This window comes from Hoeflea sp. AS16 (genome assembly GCF_038900095.1).
Classification (GTDB): Bacteria; Pseudomonadota; Alphaproteobacteria; order Rhizobiales; family Rhizobiaceae; genus Hoeflea.
Window position 1 is genome coordinate 13966 of the sequence record NZ_JBBMQQ010000007.1, and the last position, 16244, is coordinate 30209.

Sequence of the window (16244 nt, forward strand, 5' to 3'; positions counted from 1 at the left end):
TTCCCAAGAGTAGCGCCTATGAAAAACCTCAGGATATCACACCAACTGTTCCTTCTGATCGGCGCCCTCATGGTGGCGTTCTCGGTAGCGACCTATTTCCAGATCAAGTCAGCTTCCCAATCCATCTACGCCGAGCGGCATGACATGCTGCGTACCCAGGTTGAAGCAGCGATTTCAACCATCAAGGCAATTGATGCCCGGGTCGCATCCGGAGAACTCACCACCGAAGCCGCGCAGGCCGAAGCCTTCGCGATACTCACCAATGTCTCCTATGAGCCGAACGGTTACCTGTTTGGCATCAACTATGACATCACCACGGTGTTTCACCCCTCCGCCAAGCAGGTCGGCAAGAACAGCGCTGGCAAACCTGACAAACGGGGCAACATGTTCCGGGAGGAGATGCTGGAAAAAGCCAGGAATGGTGGCGGCATCACCCACTATTTCTGGGACAAGCCAGGCACCAACGATGGCATCGTATACGAGAAGGCAGCCTACAGCCTGGCATACGAGCCATGGAACATGTACGTCGCAACCGGCGTCTATATCGATGACCTGCAGGCCAAGATCAACGCGATGATCTGGGAAGCCACCCTGATCGGCGTGCTCGTCGCTGCCGCCGGCCTGGCGGCCGCCTTTGCGGTCATCCGCGGCATTACCAAGCCGCTGAACTCCATTCATGACGCATTGCGCGCTGTCGCCGACGAAAATGTCTCGATCGAGATTCCCCATACCGATTTGGGCAATGAAGTTGGCATGATGGCCAAGGCCACCAAGGAATTGCAGGAAAAGGTGCGCGATCGCCAGACAATGGCAAAGCGTCAGGAAGAACAGCAGCAGCTGCTGGATGCCGAGCGTCAGCAGAACGCCGAACTGCAACACAACGAAACCGAACAGCAGGCACATGTCGTCTTGACCATCGGCGCAGCTCTCGAGCATCTCGCTGAGGGTGACCTGACAGTTCGCTGCGGTGATCTTGGCAGCAAGTACACCGCCCTTCGCGACAATTTCAATGAAGCCCTGTCGCACCTTGAGGCAGCCATGGCCAAGGTCAACGCCAAGGGGTCGGACATCAGCGTTTCGAAAGAAGAAATCCGCCGTGCTTCCAATGAATTGTCCCAGCGCACCGAGCGTCAGGCTTCAAACCTTGAAGAGACTTCCGCAGCCCTTGACGAGTTGACGGTTGCAGTTCGTCAGACTGCGGAAGGCGCCCATGAAGCCGCCAAGCGTGTCACCTCCATCGCCGGTGAAGCGACCAAGTCGGACACAATCGTGGCGGAAGCGATTGGCGCAATGAGCGGCATTGAGCAGTCCTCAGCCGAAATCAGCAAGATCATCGGCGTGATCGACGAAATCGCCTTCCAGACCAACCTGCTGGCGCTCAATGCCGGTGTCGAGGCGGCACGCGCCGGAGAGGCCGGAAAGGGCTTTGCAGTCGTCGCCCAGGAAGTCCGCGAACTTGCTCAACGCTCGGCCGCGGCTGCCAAGGAAATCAAGGGCCAGATCTCCAATTCTTCCGGGCAGGTCCAGAACGGCGTGCAACTGGTCGGTGAGGCGGGCGAGGCGCTGAAACGGATCTCGGATCAGATCAAGGCCGCAAACAAGATTGTCACGGACATCGCCCATTCCGCCACGGAACAGGACACGACCTTGCGTGGCATCTCATCGTCCATGAACCAGCTGGATCAGGTGACACAGCAGAATGCCGCCATGGCCGAAGAGACAACGGCTTCGGCCGAGGTGCTGGCCAATGACACCGAAGATCTGCTGGAACTGATCCGCAGCTTCAAGGTCTCAAACGCCGCCTCATCCAGCCACGACCTCAACCGGATGGCCCAGACCATGCGCCGCGCCAGCTGATCTGCCGCCTCCAAACACACAAAGGCCGCTGCGAGAGATCGCGGCGGCCTTTTGCGTTGTGCGTCCGGCGATTATGACGGCAAGGACCGCTTACAGCCCCTTGAGAAACGGGTTGGTGCGGCGTTCGTCGCCAATCTTGCCGCCGGGACCATGGCCGCAGATAAAGCCGGTCTCGTCACCCAGCGGAAACACCTTGTCGCGGATCGAGTTCAGCAATGTCTGGTGATCGCCGCCCGGCAGGTCGGTGCGCCCGATCGAACCGGCAAACAGCACATCGCCCAGATGCGCAAAACCCTCTGCCCGGTTGTAATAGATCACATGCCCCGGAGCATGGCCGGGCGTGTGAAACACCTCGAATTCATGCGGACCGAACGACACCTTGTCGCCGTCATTCAGCCACTGGTCGGGCGTCACATTGCGCACCTCCATGTCGAGGCCGAACATCCTGGCCTGATCCTCCAGCCCCGACAGCAACGGCAGGTCTGCCTTGTGCGGGCCGATGATCTTGACGCCAAGCTTCTCGCGCAATTCGTCGGCACCGCCGGCATGGTCGATATGCCCGTGCGTCAGCCAGATCGCTTCGATGGTCAGGCCGTTCTCGGTGATCGTCTGAAGGATCACATCGACGTCGCCGCCCGGATCAACCACAACACCCGACTTGGTATCTTGGTCGAACAGCACCGTGCAATTCTGCTGGAAGGGAGTGACGGGGATGATCCCCGCTTGCAAATTGCCCATTGTCAACGTTCCTGTTGTTCGACTCACTGGTCGCAAAATGAACGCACAGGCAGCGGATGTCACCCACCAATGCCTGCGCTTTGGTTACTCGTCCCCGCCAGAGACTTGAGAGGTGCCCCTCAGGCGCTTTCGCCTTCACGGTCCAGCGACAGCGAACCGGAATAGGTCACCTGCGGGTACGGGATCGAAATACCGTTCTTGTCAAAAGCCAGCTTGGCGGCCTTGGTCATCTCGCGGCTGGTGGTCCACCAGTCTTCCGATTTGGTCCAGTAGCGCAAGGTTACGGCAACCGCGCTGTCGCCAAGTTCCGACACATAGGCCCAGGGTTCGGGATCTGACAGAACCCGGTCATCCGCCTTTGCCAGTTCCAGCATCACCGATTGCGCCTTGTCGATATCGTCCTCGTAGCCGATGCCGATGACAAGGTCATGCCGCCGCTCCGGCAGACGCGAATAATTGGTCACCGGGACATTCCACAATTGCGAATTCGGCGCCATCCGGTAGAGGCCGTCCAGTGTCTTCAATTCGGTTGCGAAAAGACCGATCTGCTGGATCGTGCCGGAGATACCGTCAGCATCGATATATTCGCCGACCCGGAACGGCCGCAGCACCAGCAGCATGATGCCCGCGGCGATGTTTTGCAGCGTGCCCTGCAACGCCAGGCCAATGGCCAGACCTGCAGCACCCAGCGCGGTGATGATCGAGGCGGTCTGCACCCCGAACTGGCCGAGCACCATGATGACGACAACCACCAGAACCGCATAGCGGACAAAGACGGAAAAGAACCCGACCACGGTCGGATCGACCCGGTGGGTTCGGGTCAACAGAGTGCGTACCCAGCGTCCCATCAGCCTGGAAATGGTCCAGCCGATAACGAGAATGAGGATCGCGCCGATCACCGAGAAAGCGTAGGTGACAATGAGAACCTGGAGACCGTCGAACGCCTCGCCCCAACTACCCAGAAGTTTTCCCAACTCGGATTCGGATGCACTTGCCATCAGTTCTTCCATTCTGCTTAAAACACCTTTGTACATATAAATTGCGCGCATCAGGCCGATGCCGGAGTCATCGTAACGCTTTCACCAGCCCTGGGGTTCCATCCGGCAGCGAAAAAATGCGCGCGGGGATGAAATCCACGCCATCAGGCTCGCCGCATTCAAACCGGAAGCCCTCCGCCCTCTTTCAACGTGTCGAGCACGATCGCTGTTTTGACATGCTGGACAGATTCATGCGGCAGCAGCACATCGCTGACGAAAGCTGAAAGGCTGCGCAGGTCCGGCGTCACGACCTTGATGATGTAGTCCATCTCTCCGGTCAGCGAATAGGCTTCCAGAACTTCCGGAAGCCCTCCGATCAGGCGCGCGAACCGTTGCGCATTGTCCCGGTTGTGCGTCGCCAGCGTCACCGTGATCAGATTGACGATGCCGATGCCAAGCTTCTCGCCATCGAGATCCGCCCGGTAGCCGCGGATATAGCCCTCCTGCTCAAGCCGGGTACGCCGCCGTGAACATTGCGAGGCAGACAGGTTGATCTCCTGCGACAGCTCATTGTTGGTCAGCCGCCCATCTTCCTGCAACAGCCGCAGCAGCTTGCGGTCGAATTCATCCAGATGCACGACACTCACCCATTTCCATCATCTTGCGCACGAGCTGTGCGGACAACTTCCCTATACCGCGCTTGATCCATACGTCTTGCGACGAATATGCAGCATCGTCAGTGACAGTCAACCAGCGCAGACGCTTACAATCTGTGTGAACAAACGAGAAGAAACAGGATGGCCTGTCCCGCCAGGCGCTGTCGTGTCACCAGCGGCGCGGCACAACAATCGCCAGATCTATCAACAGGCTGCAATTGACTTTGGATCTATTCCACCGTCAATCTTGAGTTGCTGTTTTGGAAAGACAGCAATCAACAAGAGGGATTGTGTCAAATGGAAGCTCTTCTTCCCATTATTATACAACTTGTCGGCGGTGCAATCGGCGGCAATGCTGTCGGCGCTGCATTGAAACAGGCAGCGCTGAGCCCTGTTGGCCGCTCCATAATCGGCGCCATCGGCGGCGTCGGTGGCGGTGTTCTGCTCCGCGTTCTTGGCGGTGACATGGGCGCCCTGTCAGGTGTGCTCGGAGATGCAGTCGGCGGCGTGGCCGGTGGCGGCGTGCTGGCCGGCATTGTCGGCATGGTGATGAGCAGCATGAAGAAGTAGCCCTTGAATTTCACAAACGGCAAAAGGCGGCCTTCCCTCGGGAACGCCGCCTTTTTTGTCCGTCAGAAGCTGCTTACTCGGCAGCGGCCTTCTTCGGCTGAACTTCGGCCATGTAATCATTGACCAGGTTCTGCGCGATCTCGCCGACTGAAAAGCTGTACGGCCCGATCTCGGAGACCGGGGTCACCTCGGCCGCGGTGCCGGTCAGGAAGCATTGCTCGAAACCTTCGAGTTCGTCGGGCATGATCGCCCGTTCGATCACCTCGTAACCACGCCTTTTTGCAAGATCGATGACGGTGCGGCGGGTGATGCCGTCGAGGAAGCAATCCGGTGTCGGCGTGTGGATCTTGCCGTCCTTGACGAAGAACACGTTTGCGCCGGTGGCTTCCGCCACCTGATCGCGCCAGTCGAGCATCAGCGCATCCGCATAGCCGCGCTCCTCGGCCCGGTGCTTGGACAGCGTGCAGATCATGTAAAGGCCCGCAGCCTTGGAACGGGACGGCGCAGTGCGCGGATCCGGCCGGCGGTATTCGGCGATGTCGAGGCGGATGCCCTTCATCCGCTCTTCCGGCTTGAAGTAGCTCGGCCATTGCCAGATGGCGATCGCCAGGTTGATCTTGTTGGCCTGGGCGGAAACGCCCATCATTTCCGATCCGCGCCAGGCAATCGGCCGGACATAGGCGTCCTCGAACCCCTGCCGTGCCAGCAGCTCGACACAGGCCTGATCGATCTCGGCAACGCTGTAGGGGATCTTGAAGCCGAGGATCTCGCCGGATGTGTGCAGCCGCTCGGTGTGTTCTGTCAGCTTGAAGATCTCGCCGCCATAGGCGCGTTCGCCTTCGAACACGGCACTGGCATAATGCAGCCCGTGGGTCAGGACATGAACTTTCGCATCTTTCCACGGCACGAACTCGCCGTTGAACCAGATTTCGCCTTCGAGCTGGTCAAAAGGTACGGACGCCATCAGGTTTCCTCCAGGCGATATGCCGCCGTGATAATGGTTTGTCTGAAGCCGGTGTCGGTGACCGTGGCGCAAGCGCCTGATCGGGGCGCAGGAAACGGGCATTGGCAAGCCGGCGGGCAAGGCCAGTTTGCCTCGCGCGCAAATCGACGCTAGCAATTGCGCCAATTTATGTCAACATAGCTGACATATTCGAAAGGAAAAGTCGCCATGAGCCGTGACGACGCAATCAAGCCCGAATCCGACCATATCCTCGACCGTCCGATGGGAGAAACCGACGGTATTGATTTCGAGATCATAGAACTGTTGTTCTTCGCCTATCGCGATTTCATTTCCGACCCCGACGCGATCCTCGACAAGTCGGGCTTCGGCCGGGCGCATCACCGTGTCGTCCACTTCGTCAACCGCGAACCGGGCCTGACCGTTGCCGCATTGCTCGACACGTTGAAAATCACCAAGCAATCGCTGGCCCGGGTGCTCAAGCAATTGATCGATTCCGGCTATATTGCCCAGGTTGCAGGCCCCGAGGACCGCAGGCAACGCCGCCTCTTCCCCACCGAGCGGGGACGCGAACTTGCCCTGGCGCTGGCAAGGCCACAGTCTTGCCGTATCGACCATGCAATGGAAGGCTTGGGGGAAAGCGGACGTGCGGCGGTCAAGACGTTCCTTTCCGGCATGATCAACCCGGTCACCCGTGGAGCGGCGGATGATCAGGACGACACCATTGAGGGAAAAGAGCGATGACAAACCCGTTGCCCGATGATGACGCGGCCCATTTGCTGGTCGTTGATGACGACACCCGCATCCGTGATCTGCTCTCGCGCTATCTCACCGAGCAGGGGTTTCGGGTCACCACGGCCGCCGACGCCGGCGAAGCCCGCCGCAAGCTCGAAGGCATCGATTTCGACCTTCTCATCATCGACGTGATGATGCCCGGTGAAAGCGGCCTGTCGCTGACCCGCTCGCTGCGCGAGATCAAGACCGTGCCGATCCTGATGCTGACCGCACTTGCCGAAGGCGAAGCCCGCATCGACGGACTCGAGGCCGGCGCCGACGATTACCTGGCAAAGCCCTTCAACCCGCGCGAGCTGGTGCTCAGGATCAACAACATCCTCAAGCGCGGCGGCCAGCCGGCAACACCCAAGGTCGAACAGGTGGTATTCGGCCCCTACACCTTCGTCATTGCCCGCCGCGAGCTGAAGAAGTCCGGCGAACCGGTCCGCCTCACCGACCGGGAACGCGAGATCATGGTCACCTTCGCCGAGAATGCCGGCGACACCGTTCCCCGCCATGAACTGGTGGGCGCTGATATCGAAGTCGGTGAACGCACCATCGACGTGCAGATCAACCGTCTGCGCCGCAAGATCGAGGACGATCCTGCCAATCCGGTCTGGCTGCAGACCGTGCGCGGGATTGGCTATCGGCTAAGCGTCGAGACCAAGGTGTAAGGTTCTGTTGGCTGCACCTGCAACGTGCGGCAGGCTCACCAAGCAACGGATTCGGATACAGAAATATTGAAGCCGCATTGCTTGCAGAAAAGCCCTTCATTTCTCTTGCGCTGGTCAAGATCAATTCCGGCGAGCGCGACCGAATACACAAATAGTAAATATGCTATGTATATAGCTGTGCCAATGTGGGAATTTCTTAACCATTCCCGGGTGACTATCCCCCAAATTTATGGGGAACAACATGTCAATATTTTCACGTTTCGGAGTGGTCAAAACCGTTACGGTTATGACCGTTACTATTCTTCTCATTGCACTCGGTGTGGTCGAACTGGCGGTCTCCGCCAATATCAGCGGCCGCATCCAGGCCCAGGCGATCGACAGCCAGAACGCCAGCCTCCGCACTGCCGCGACCATCGTGGCACGCGACCTTCCCGGCACCACCATAACCTGGGCCAAGGACGGCAACGTCCAGCGCATCGAAATGGAATCGATCCCGACCGGCTTTGAAAGCCATGAGATGATCGACACCATCGGCCGCATGACCGGCCAGACGGTGACGATCTTTGCCTGGGATGCCGAGACCAAGGATTTCTGGCGCAAGACCACCAACATCATCAAGCCTGACGGCAAGCGTGCGGTTGGTACGCAGCTTGGCCAGAAAGGTGCGGTTTATCCGGTTCTGACCAGCGGCAAGACGTTTCGCGGCGAAGCTGTGATCCTGGGAACGCCCTATTACACCATCTATGAACCGATCTATTCGCCCGCCGGCGATACAATCGGCATCCTCTACGCCGGTGTCCGCTCGGCCGAGATCGATGCGATGGCCAGCGAACTGGCATGGACCATCGGCATTGTCGCCATCCTGGTACTGCTGGCTGCGACCGCCATCGCAACCTTTGTCACCAGGCAGGTTCTCGGCGGCATCCCGCGGCTGACCTCCGTCGCCCACGCACTGGCCGAGGGCAAACTCGATATCGAAGTGCCCGGCCAGGAGCAGCGCAATGAAATCGGCTCTCTCGCCCGGTCACTGACCGTTCTGCGCGATGGCGCAGTCGAAAAACTGGCGCTGGAATCGGATTCCGTGCGCAGCCGCGAACAGACCGAAGCCGAACGCCAGCGCCGCGAGGACGAGAAAGCCGCCCGCGACCAGCAAACCGAAGCTGCGGTCAGGGAACTCGGCTCGGGCTTGAGCGAACTCAGCAACGGCAACCTGCAGGTCCGCCTCGACCATCCGTTCTCGGGTGAATTCGAAAAACTGCGCACCGATTTCAACCACGCAGCCGACCGGTTGAGCCAGACTATGGCGGAACTGCGCGGCGAGACCCACGAGATCAACGCCGGCGCATCGGAAATGCAGGCAGCGACCGACGACCTGTCACGCCGCACCGAGCAGCAGGCCGCCTCGCTCGAGGAAACATCGGCTGCCCTTGACGAAATCACTGCAACCGTCCGCAGCGCCGCCACCCGCGCCGAGGAAGCCAGGGACATGGCGGAGAAGGCCCAGAGCAGCACTGTCAATTCCCGCGGCGTCGTCTCCAATGCGGTTGATGCCATGTCGCGCATTGAATCGGCATCGGGCGAGATCTCCAAGATCATCAGCGTGATCGACGAGATTGCTTTCCAGACCAACCTGCTGGCGCTCAACGCCGGCGTCGAAGCCGCCCGTGCAGGCGAAGCCGGAAAGGGCTTTGCCGTGGTCGCCCAGGAAGTCCGCGAACTGGCACAGCGCTCGGCAAGTGCAGCCAAGGACATCAAGGGGCTGATCACCAAATCCGGCGAGGAAGTCGCAAGCGGTGTGCATCTGGTCAATGAAACCGGCGAAGCGCTCGGCACCATCTCCGAGCAGGTTGCCGCGATCAACGAGCATATTGCCTCCATCGCCACCGCCGCCCGCGAACAGACCACCGGTCTCGGCGAGATCAACAGTGCGGTCAATCAGATGGACCAGGTCACGCAGCAGAACGCCGCCATGGTCGAGGAAGCCACCGCTGTCATGCACAAGCTCGCCGGCAGCGCCCAGAAGCTGACCAGCATGGTCGATCAGTTCGATATTGGAACCGGCCAGGCAGCACCGCGGACCGCCCGCGCCGCCTGACAAAAACACCGATGCGGCACTTCACCTGCCGCATCACGATATGAGGCCCCGCAACTCCGCTTGCGGGGCCTTTTCTTGTTCCGTCGCAGCCAGACCGGAAATTGCCCGGAACCATGGCATCAATTTCGCCGACCCCTGTAGCTCTTTGCCCATCCACTTGGCTATAAAGGCTCAAGGCGCGCGCCGTGACAGGCACCGCCCGACGAGGCAACCGGGCAGACCGACATGACCAGCATGGATTCCATCCGCAGGGAATATGAGCGCTATCCGCCAAACGGCCTGCGCCGCTTCACGCGCTGGTTCACCAAGCGCATCCCGACCCGGCTGTATGCCCGGGCCCTGCTGATCATCATAATCCCGATGGTCTTGCTGCAATCGGTCATCGCCTTCGTGTTCATGGAGCGCCACTGGCAGACGGTGACCCAGCGGCTGTCCATGGCCGTTACCCGTGACATTGCCGCCATCATCGATGTGCTCGCCACCTTCCCGCAGGACGCAAGCTATGACCAGATCACCCGCATCGCCCGCGAACGGCTGGAACTGAACATTGCCATCGAGCCATTAGGCGATCTGCCTGCCCCGCGGCCAAAACCGTTTTTCTCGATCCTCGACCAGATCCTGTCGGAAGAGATCACCCGCCAGATCCGGTTGCCGTTCTGGATCGACACCGTCGGCAATTCCAACATCGTCGAGATCCGCATCAAGCTCGAGGACAAGATCCTCAGGGTCTTTGCCAAGCGCAGCCAGGCCTATGCCTCCAACACCCACATCTTCCTGTTGTGGATGGTCGGAACCTCGCTGGTGCTGCTGGTCATCGCCATCCTGTTCCTGCGCGGCCAGATCCGGCCGATCCTGAAACTCACCCAGGCGGCGGAGAGTTTCGGCAAGGGCCAGCGCATGCCCGATGATTTTCGTCCCCGTGGCGCCGACGAGGTGCGCCGCGCCGGTATTGCCTTCATCAAGATGCGCGAACGCATCGAACGCCAGCTCGAGCAGCGCACCGCCATGCTCTCGGGCGTCAGCCATGACCTGCGCACCATCCTCACCCGGTTCCGCCTGCAACTGGCGCTGGTTGGAGACGGTCCGGAGCTTGACGGCCTGAACAAGGACATCGACGACATGCAGTCGATGCTCGACAGCTACCTGTCCTTCGCACGCGGCGAAGCCGAGGAGGACGTCGGCACGGTCAGTCTCAACACCGTGATCGAAAAGGTTGCCGCTGATGGACGCCTGCGTGGGGCCACGGTGAAGGTGTCGGTGCAGGGCGACGATGAAATCAATGTCCGGCCGAACGCCTTTGACCGGCTGCTGACCAACCTGGTTTCCAACGCCTGCCGCCATGCCGATGAGGTCTCGATCGAAGCGGTAAACCGCGGCAAATGGCTGACCATCGCCATCGACGATGACGGCCCCGGAATTCCCGTCGATGCGCGCGAGGATGTGTTCAGGCCGTTCTACCGTCTTGACGCGGCACGCAATCAGGATGAAACCGGCACCGGCCTCGGGCTTGCCATCGTGCGCGATATCGCCCGCAGCCACGGCGGCGATGTCATGCTGTCGGACAGCGCCATGGGAGGCTTGCGCGCCACCGTGCGTCTGCCCGCTTGACGGGACCCGCCCAGCCAGGACGATATCAATTCCACGTTGTTTGCGGCCATGCGCGGCCGCGACCGACAAGACGCTTCAATCTGAAAGGTTCATTTCCGCTTGACCGATACGTGTGTTGAACTTGCCGCAGATCCGGCTGTGCTTGCCACCAGGGATGACATCGAGGCCGCCCTGCGGTTCCATGGCGAACCAGTTCGTTTTGTCGGCTGGAACCTCGCCGAAGCCATGCTGAAGGGGATCGACTTCAACAGTTGCGAGTTTGTTCGCTGCCGCGCTGCACGCGCGGATTTCTCCTCCTGCGATCTCACCGACGCCCGGTTCGTCTCCTGCGATCTCAACAATACGGACTGGACCCGGGCGATCCTGTCGGCCGCGCTGTTTCAGGATTGCAGGCTGACCGGCATGCAGCTCATTGCCGCGCGCACGCTTGGCCTCAGCTTCGAGCGCTGCCTGCTGGTCAGCGCCCAGCTTCGCGGAGTGTCGTTCCGCCGGGCCGAACTGGAAGAGCTAGATTTCGAAGGCGCTGACCTGACCGAGGCGGACTTCCGCGAAGCAATCCTTACACGCTGCAGCCTGCGCGATGCGAACGTGATCCACGCCCGCTTCGAAGGTGCCGATCTGCGCAGTTGCGATCTCGGCAACCTCAGCCTTGCCGATGCCGCCCGGTTCAAGGGCGCCATCATTTCAAAGCACCAGGCCGCCGGGTTGCTTTCGGGTCTCGGTCTCAAGGTTATCTAGAGGGCCGGCAAAGGCTCACATCAGCCGCGAACCGTTGGCGACGGTCTTGTCGACCGATGCCAGCACCACAGCGCCCTCATCATCAAGGAATCCAAGCGTCAGCACTTCCGACATGAACGGGCCGATCTGGCGTGGCGGAAAATTCACCACCGCCATCACCTGCCGCCCGATCAGATCATCGGGGGTGTAGTGCTCGGTGATCTGTGCCGAGGATTTCTTCTCGCCAATCTCGGGACCGAAATCGATCCGCATCTTGATTGCCGGTTTGCGCGCTTCGGGAAAAGGCTCGGCGGCAATGATTGTTCCGGTACGAATATCGACCTTCTCGAAATCGTTCCAGCTGATCGTCTCTGTCATGGGAAATCTCTTCGTCAGCTTTGCTCAGCCAGCCAGCTCGCGCGACCTGTCGGCCGCAGCCTTGAGCGCTTTGTCAAACACCGGCTGGATCCCGTCTTCCGCCATCAGCACCGCCAGCGCCGCAGCGGTGGTGCCATTGGGCGAGGTGACGTTCTGTCTCAGCGTAGCTGCGCCGTCAGGGGACCGGTGCATCAGTTCACCGGCCCCCGTGACGGTCGCACGCGCGAGCCGCATGGCGAGGTCCGCCGGCAGGCCGCATTTGCGTCCCGCCTCCGCCATGCACTCGACGAGATAGAAAACATAGGCCGGGCCACTGCCCGAGACCGCCGTGATGGCGTCGATCAGGGCTTCGTCCTCGACCCATTCGACCGGACCGCAAACCGACAGCAACCGGTCGATTTCGTCCCTGGCTTCGGCACTGACCGCCGCATTGGCAACCGCACCGGTAATGCCGCGGCCGACCATGGCCGGCGTGTTCGGGATAGAGCGGACAATTGCACCGCCGAGACGTTCCTCGAAATAGGCAATGGTCTTGCCCGCGGCGATCGACAGGCTCACGGTCCGCGGACCGACCAGCCCGGTCAATCCTTCGAGTACGGCGTCCATGATCTGCGGCTTCACCGCCAGCATCAGGATGCCTGCCGTCAGGCCTTCGGGTACGGAGCTTTCGCACCGGACCCCGGCGGCTGTGAGCCGGGCCGCCATCGCCTCTGACGGCTTCGGATCGATCACCACGATCGAAGCGGGATCAGTTCCCGCATCCAGCCAGCCATTGAGCATCGCGCCGCCCATGTTCCCGGCGCCGACAAGAACCAGAGGATTGGCGGAAGAAATCATTTCAAGCCTCGCCGCGGGTTTCGAACATCACCGCCGTGATCGCCGACTTGGCGTCCATCCCCGACCAGACGACAAACTGGAACGCCTGGAAATAGGCTTCGCAGGAATCGAGCGCATTCGACAGCAGCACCTCGACCTGGCGGTTGGTCGGCTCGGCCCCGCCGGCCAGCAGCAGCGACTGGCGGAAGATGATCACATGCTCCTGCTGCCACAGGTCGAAATGCCCCATCAGCACCTGGCCGTTGACATGCGACAGAAGCCGCATCACCTCGGTGACGCGAACGTCGGGAACCTTGATGTCGAAGGCGCTGGCGATGTGCAGCGCCTCGCAGTCTTCCATCCAGGAAAACGACACGTGATAATCCGTCCAGTGCCCCTCGACCGTCATGGCGATTTCGTGCTCGCCGGACCGCTCGAACGTCCAGTCGTTAGACGCCGCCACGAACTCGATCATGTCTACCGGATTGGAGTGCCGTTCGAATTCGATATTACTGAGATTCATGCCCCACCTAGCTTTATTTCAAGCGCCTGGAGAACCGCTCTCACGGCAACCAGACAACCACCTCATCCACGCATGATTCACCCACGTCCCGGGGCGTCCGCACTTGCGACTCCTGCCGGGGCTTTTTGCCGCCCGTTCCGAATCATCATTTAGAATCAGTGTATAAATGCAGAGTCCGAGCGCCAGTCCCCCAGCAGCATTTTGTCAGCTGCAGCCTGTGGACCAACCTGCCAAACTGATTCCGCCGTGACTCATAACTGACTCACGCAAAAGGCTTTTTGAGCCTCACGGTCCAGTGGATAACCTGTGCAAAAAAAATTGGGTACAATCGCCGTTCAGGCGTCCTTGGACCGGGCCTTCTTGGCTGCGGACGATTTTCCGGCTTCCGCACCGTCCGTCGCAGGCTTTTTCTCGAGCGCATCGAGCCGTGCCGAAAGCGCATCATTCTCTTCGCGCGCCTTGATCGCCATGTCGCGAACCGCTTCGAATTCCTCGCGCTTGACCAGGTCCATCGAATTGAGAAGCCGTTCGAGCTGACTGCGCATCGCGGTTTCCATTTCCCGCCGGACTCCCTGCGCCGCACCCGCCGCATCGGTCATCAGCTTGGCAAGTTCGTCGAGAAGTCTGTTCGATCCGCTGTTCATCATCGTCATCCCTGTTTCGGGTTCATCCGGGCGGTTGGGCCTTGGCAGTCAACAGGTCTGAGGTAAGCATTCCGGCGGCGACTTGCAAGCCAAACCATGCGGCGCAAGGCTTGCACAAAGCCTGCATGGCATGCCACAGGATCAATTATGTACGGAAAACGGGTAGAATAACTGCCCTGTAACCATGGCGACGCTGATCGGAAAGCATATATACCCCGGCCAGACAGGAAGGAAATCGCATTGGAGCATACCGCAACGCTGTTGTCGCTGATGGCCTTCCCGGACATTGATCCGGTGATTTTTGCCATCGGTCCCGTGCAGGTGCGCTGGTATGGGCTTGCCTACGTGATGGGCATCCTGCTGGGCTGGCGCTACGCCCGCCAGCTTGTCGAGAACACCAGGCTGTGGCCGGCCGACGGGCCGCGCATGACAGCGCTCGACATCGATGATTTCCTGCTCTGGGCAACGGTCGGCATCGTTGCCGGCGGACGCATCGGCTATATACTCTTCTACGATTTCGCCGCTGTTTCGGCCAATCCCGTCCGCGCCCTGGAAATCTGGAATGGCGGGATGTCGTTCCATGGCGGCCTGCTCGGAACCCTGGTCGCCATGATCCTGTTTGCCCGCAAACGCAGCATCCCGATCTTCAACCTGTTCGATGTGGTCTGTGCGGTTGTGCCCGTGGGCCTGTTCTTCGGCCGGCTGGCCAACTTCATCAACTCCGAGCTCTGGGGCAAGCTGACCGACATGCCCTGGGCCTTCGTCTTCCCCACCGGCGGCCCCTTCCCGCGTCACCCTACACAACTCTATGAAGCAGGGCTCGAAGGCCTGCTGCTGCTGGCCATGCTGGCCTGGCTGATCTATCGCCGCCAGGCCCTGAAACGGCCCGGCACGGTCGCCGGCTTTTTCGTCATTGGTTATGCCCTGTCGCGGATATTTGTCGAGTTCTTCAGGGAGCCGGACGTTCAGATCGGTTATCTCGCCGGCGGCTGGCTGACCATGGGCATGGTGCTGTCCCTGCCGATGCTCGCCATTGGCATCTGGGCCGTCGCCACCGCCAGATCGCGCGCTTGAGCCAGCCCGGAAAGGTTCCCGCCATGACGCCGCTCGCCAGGAAAATTGCCAATCTGATCCAGCAGACAGGTCCGCTCAAGATATCGGATTACTTCTCCCTTTGCCTGGCCGATCCGGATCATGGCTATTACCAGAGCCGTGATCCCTTCGGCCAGTCCGGTGACTTCATCACCGCCCCGGAAATCTCGCAGCTGTTCGGCGAGATGGTCGGCGTTTTTCTGGTGCAGGCATGGCGTGCGCAAGGGGCTCCGGAAAAGGTCCGGATCGTCGAAATCGGCCCAGGCCGCGGAACCCTGATGTCGGATGCCTTGCGGGTTATCGCCCGCCTTGCGCCCGAACTCTATGAAGGCGCCACCATCCACATGGTCGAGACCAGCGAGCGGTTGCGCAACGTGCAGCGCCAGACCCTGGTCCGGATCAAGAAGCGGATAAGCTGGCACGATGCCTTTGAGGAGATCCCGGCCGGTTTCACCCTGATGGTCGCCAATGAATTGTTTGACGCCATTCCCATTCGCCAGTTCGTCAAGACCCCGCAAGGCTTTTGCGAACGCATGGTCGGGCTCGACGACAACGGAAAACTGGCATTCGGCCTCGGCCCCGGCGGGCTCGACACAACACTGCTGCCAATCGCAGAGGCTGCGGTGCCCGAAGGCGCGATATTCGAAATCTCGCCGGCCAGATCAGCCGTCATGCAGTCCGTGGCGGCAAAGATCGTGCGCGATGGCGGCACCGCGCTCACCATCGATTACGGCCACACGATCACCGGTTTCGGCGACACCTTGCAAGCCGTTCACCGGCATGAGTTCGATCCGCCGCTGGCGCGCCCGGGCGAGGCTGACCTGACAAGCCATGTCGATTTCCAGGTACTGGCCGAGGCCGCCATGGCAGTTGGCGCCCATGTGCACCGGACCATGAACCAGGGCGATTTTCTCCTCGGTCTGGGGATCGTCGAACGTGCCGGCGCGCTCGGGTCGGGGCGTGACAGCTTGACCCAGGCCACCATCAGCGACGCCGTCAACCGGCTCGCCGGAGAGGGCGAAGGCCGCATGGGGGCGCTGTTCAAGGTGCTCGCCATCAGTGGCAGTCCGGTCAGGCTCGCCCCCTTTGATCCCCAGACCGCTTGAGCTGATGAATTGACAGGAGCAGCCCGGATGGCCACCATCTGCACGCAGTCGAGCAAAG

Annotated in this window: 17 protein-coding genes; 9 read left to right on the forward strand and 8 right to left on the reverse strand. The window is 60.5% G+C overall.

Going from position 1 to position 16244, the window contains the following annotated elements; translation table 11 throughout:
* Positions 1-18: 18 nt before the first annotated feature.
* The gene (locus WNY80_RS16395; RefSeq protein ID WP_342888483.1) at positions 19-1857 is read left to right on the forward strand and encodes a methyl-accepting chemotaxis protein; all 1839 of its coding nucleotides are present in this window, start codon (positions 19-21) and stop codon (positions 1855-1857) included.
* A gap of 90 nt (positions 1858-1947) precedes the next feature.
* Here WNY80_RS16395 and WNY80_RS16400 read toward each other — a convergent pair whose 3' ends face one another.
* From WNY80_RS16400 to WNY80_RS16410, 3 genes are all read right to left on the reverse strand, one after another.
* Positions 1948-2595, reverse strand: coding sequence for an MBL fold metallo-hydrolase (locus tag WNY80_RS16400; RefSeq protein WP_342888484.1), 648 nt, complete (start codon positions 2593-2595; stop codon positions 1948-1950).
* A gap of 119 nt (positions 2596-2714) precedes the next feature.
* Positions 2715-3593, reverse strand: coding sequence for a mechanosensitive ion channel domain-containing protein (locus tag WNY80_RS16405; RefSeq protein WP_342888485.1), 879 nt, complete (start codon positions 3591-3593; stop codon positions 2715-2717).
* A gap of 158 nt (positions 3594-3751) precedes the next feature.
* Positions 3752-4210, reverse strand: a complete 459-nt coding sequence (locus tag WNY80_RS16410; RefSeq protein WP_342888486.1) for an Lrp/AsnC family transcriptional regulator — start codon at positions 4208-4210, stop codon at positions 3752-3754.
* A 315-nt stretch (positions 4211-4525) separates the two neighbouring features.
* Here WNY80_RS16410 and WNY80_RS16415 point away from each other — a divergent pair, with 315 nt between their 5' ends.
* Positions 4526-4798, forward strand: coding sequence for a hypothetical protein (locus WNY80_RS16415; protein ID WP_342888487.1), 273 nt, complete (start codon positions 4526-4528; stop codon positions 4796-4798).
* A gap of 73 nt (positions 4799-4871) precedes the next feature.
* On the opposite strand, the gene WNY80_RS16420 is transcribed toward WNY80_RS16415, so the two are convergent.
* The gene (locus WNY80_RS16420) at positions 4872-5762 is read right to left on the reverse strand and encodes a branched-chain amino acid aminotransferase (protein ID WP_342888488.1); all 891 of its coding nucleotides are present in this window, start codon (positions 5760-5762) and stop codon (positions 4872-4874) included.
* Between the two features lie 261 nt (positions 5763-6023).
* Between WNY80_RS16420 and WNY80_RS16425 the strand changes: the two genes are divergently transcribed.
* The 5 genes from WNY80_RS16425 to WNY80_RS16445 all read left to right on the forward strand — a co-directional run bounded on the left by WNY80_RS16425 (position 6024) and on the right by WNY80_RS16445 (position 11648).
* Positions 6024-6503, forward strand: coding sequence for a MarR family transcriptional regulator (locus WNY80_RS16425; protein WP_342888669.1), 480 nt, complete (start codon positions 6024-6026; stop codon positions 6501-6503).
* Positions 6500-7207 carry a response regulator transcription factor gene (locus WNY80_RS16430; protein ID WP_342888489.1) on the forward strand — a complete coding sequence of 236 codons (708 nt, stop codon included), beginning with the start codon at positions 6500-6502 and terminating at the stop codon, positions 7205-7207. Before WNY80_RS16425 ends, WNY80_RS16430 begins: the two co-directional genes overlap by 4 nt.
* A 241-nt stretch (positions 7208-7448) precedes the next feature.
* The gene (locus WNY80_RS16435) at positions 7449-9302 is read left to right on the forward strand and encodes a methyl-accepting chemotaxis protein (RefSeq protein WP_342888490.1); all 1854 of its coding nucleotides are present in this window, start codon (positions 7449-7451) and stop codon (positions 9300-9302) included.
* A gap of 225 nt (positions 9303-9527) precedes the next feature.
* On the forward strand, positions 9528-10910 hold the full coding sequence (locus tag WNY80_RS16440; protein ID WP_342888491.1) for an ATP-binding protein: 1383 nt from the start codon (positions 9528-9530) through the stop codon (positions 10908-10910).
* Between the two features lie 99 nt (positions 10911-11009).
* Entirely contained in the window at positions 11010-11648 is a 639-nt protein-coding gene (locus WNY80_RS16445) for a pentapeptide repeat-containing protein (protein ID WP_342888492.1), read from the forward strand.
* Positions 11649-11663: 15 nt separating this feature from the next.
* On the opposite strand, the gene WNY80_RS16450 is transcribed toward WNY80_RS16445, so the two are convergent.
* From WNY80_RS16450 to WNY80_RS16465, 4 genes are all read right to left on the reverse strand, one after another.
* A complete protein-coding gene (locus tag WNY80_RS16450; RefSeq protein ID WP_342888493.1) occupies positions 11664-12005 on the reverse strand; it encodes a tRNA-binding protein in 342 nt (113 codons plus the stop codon).
* A gap of 24 nt (positions 12006-12029) precedes the next feature.
* The gene (proC, locus tag WNY80_RS16455) at positions 12030-12842 is read right to left on the reverse strand and encodes a pyrroline-5-carboxylate reductase (protein WP_342888494.1); all 813 of its coding nucleotides are present in this window, start codon (positions 12840-12842) and stop codon (positions 12030-12032) included.
* A gap of 1 nt (position 12843) precedes the next feature.
* Positions 12844-13344, reverse strand: coding sequence for a YbjN domain-containing protein (locus WNY80_RS16460; protein ID WP_342888495.1), 501 nt, complete (start codon positions 13342-13344; stop codon positions 12844-12846).
* Positions 13345-13679: 335 nt separating this feature from the next.
* Complete coding sequence (locus tag WNY80_RS16465; protein ID WP_342888670.1) at positions 13680-13988, reverse strand: accessory factor UbiK family protein; 309 nt, start codon at positions 13986-13988, stop codon at positions 13680-13682.
* Positions 13989-14228: 240 nt separating this feature from the next.
* On the opposite strand from WNY80_RS16465, the gene lgt reads away from it, so the two are divergent.
* Complete coding sequence (gene lgt / locus WNY80_RS16470; RefSeq protein ID WP_342888496.1) at positions 14229-15062, forward strand: prolipoprotein diacylglyceryl transferase; 834 nt, start codon at positions 14229-14231, stop codon at positions 15060-15062.
* 23 nt (positions 15063-15085) lie between these two features.
* The gene (locus WNY80_RS16475) at positions 15086-16186 is read left to right on the forward strand and encodes a class I SAM-dependent methyltransferase (protein WP_342888497.1); all 1101 of its coding nucleotides are present in this window, start codon (positions 15086-15088) and stop codon (positions 16184-16186) included.
* Positions 16187-16244: the final 58 nt, after the last annotated feature.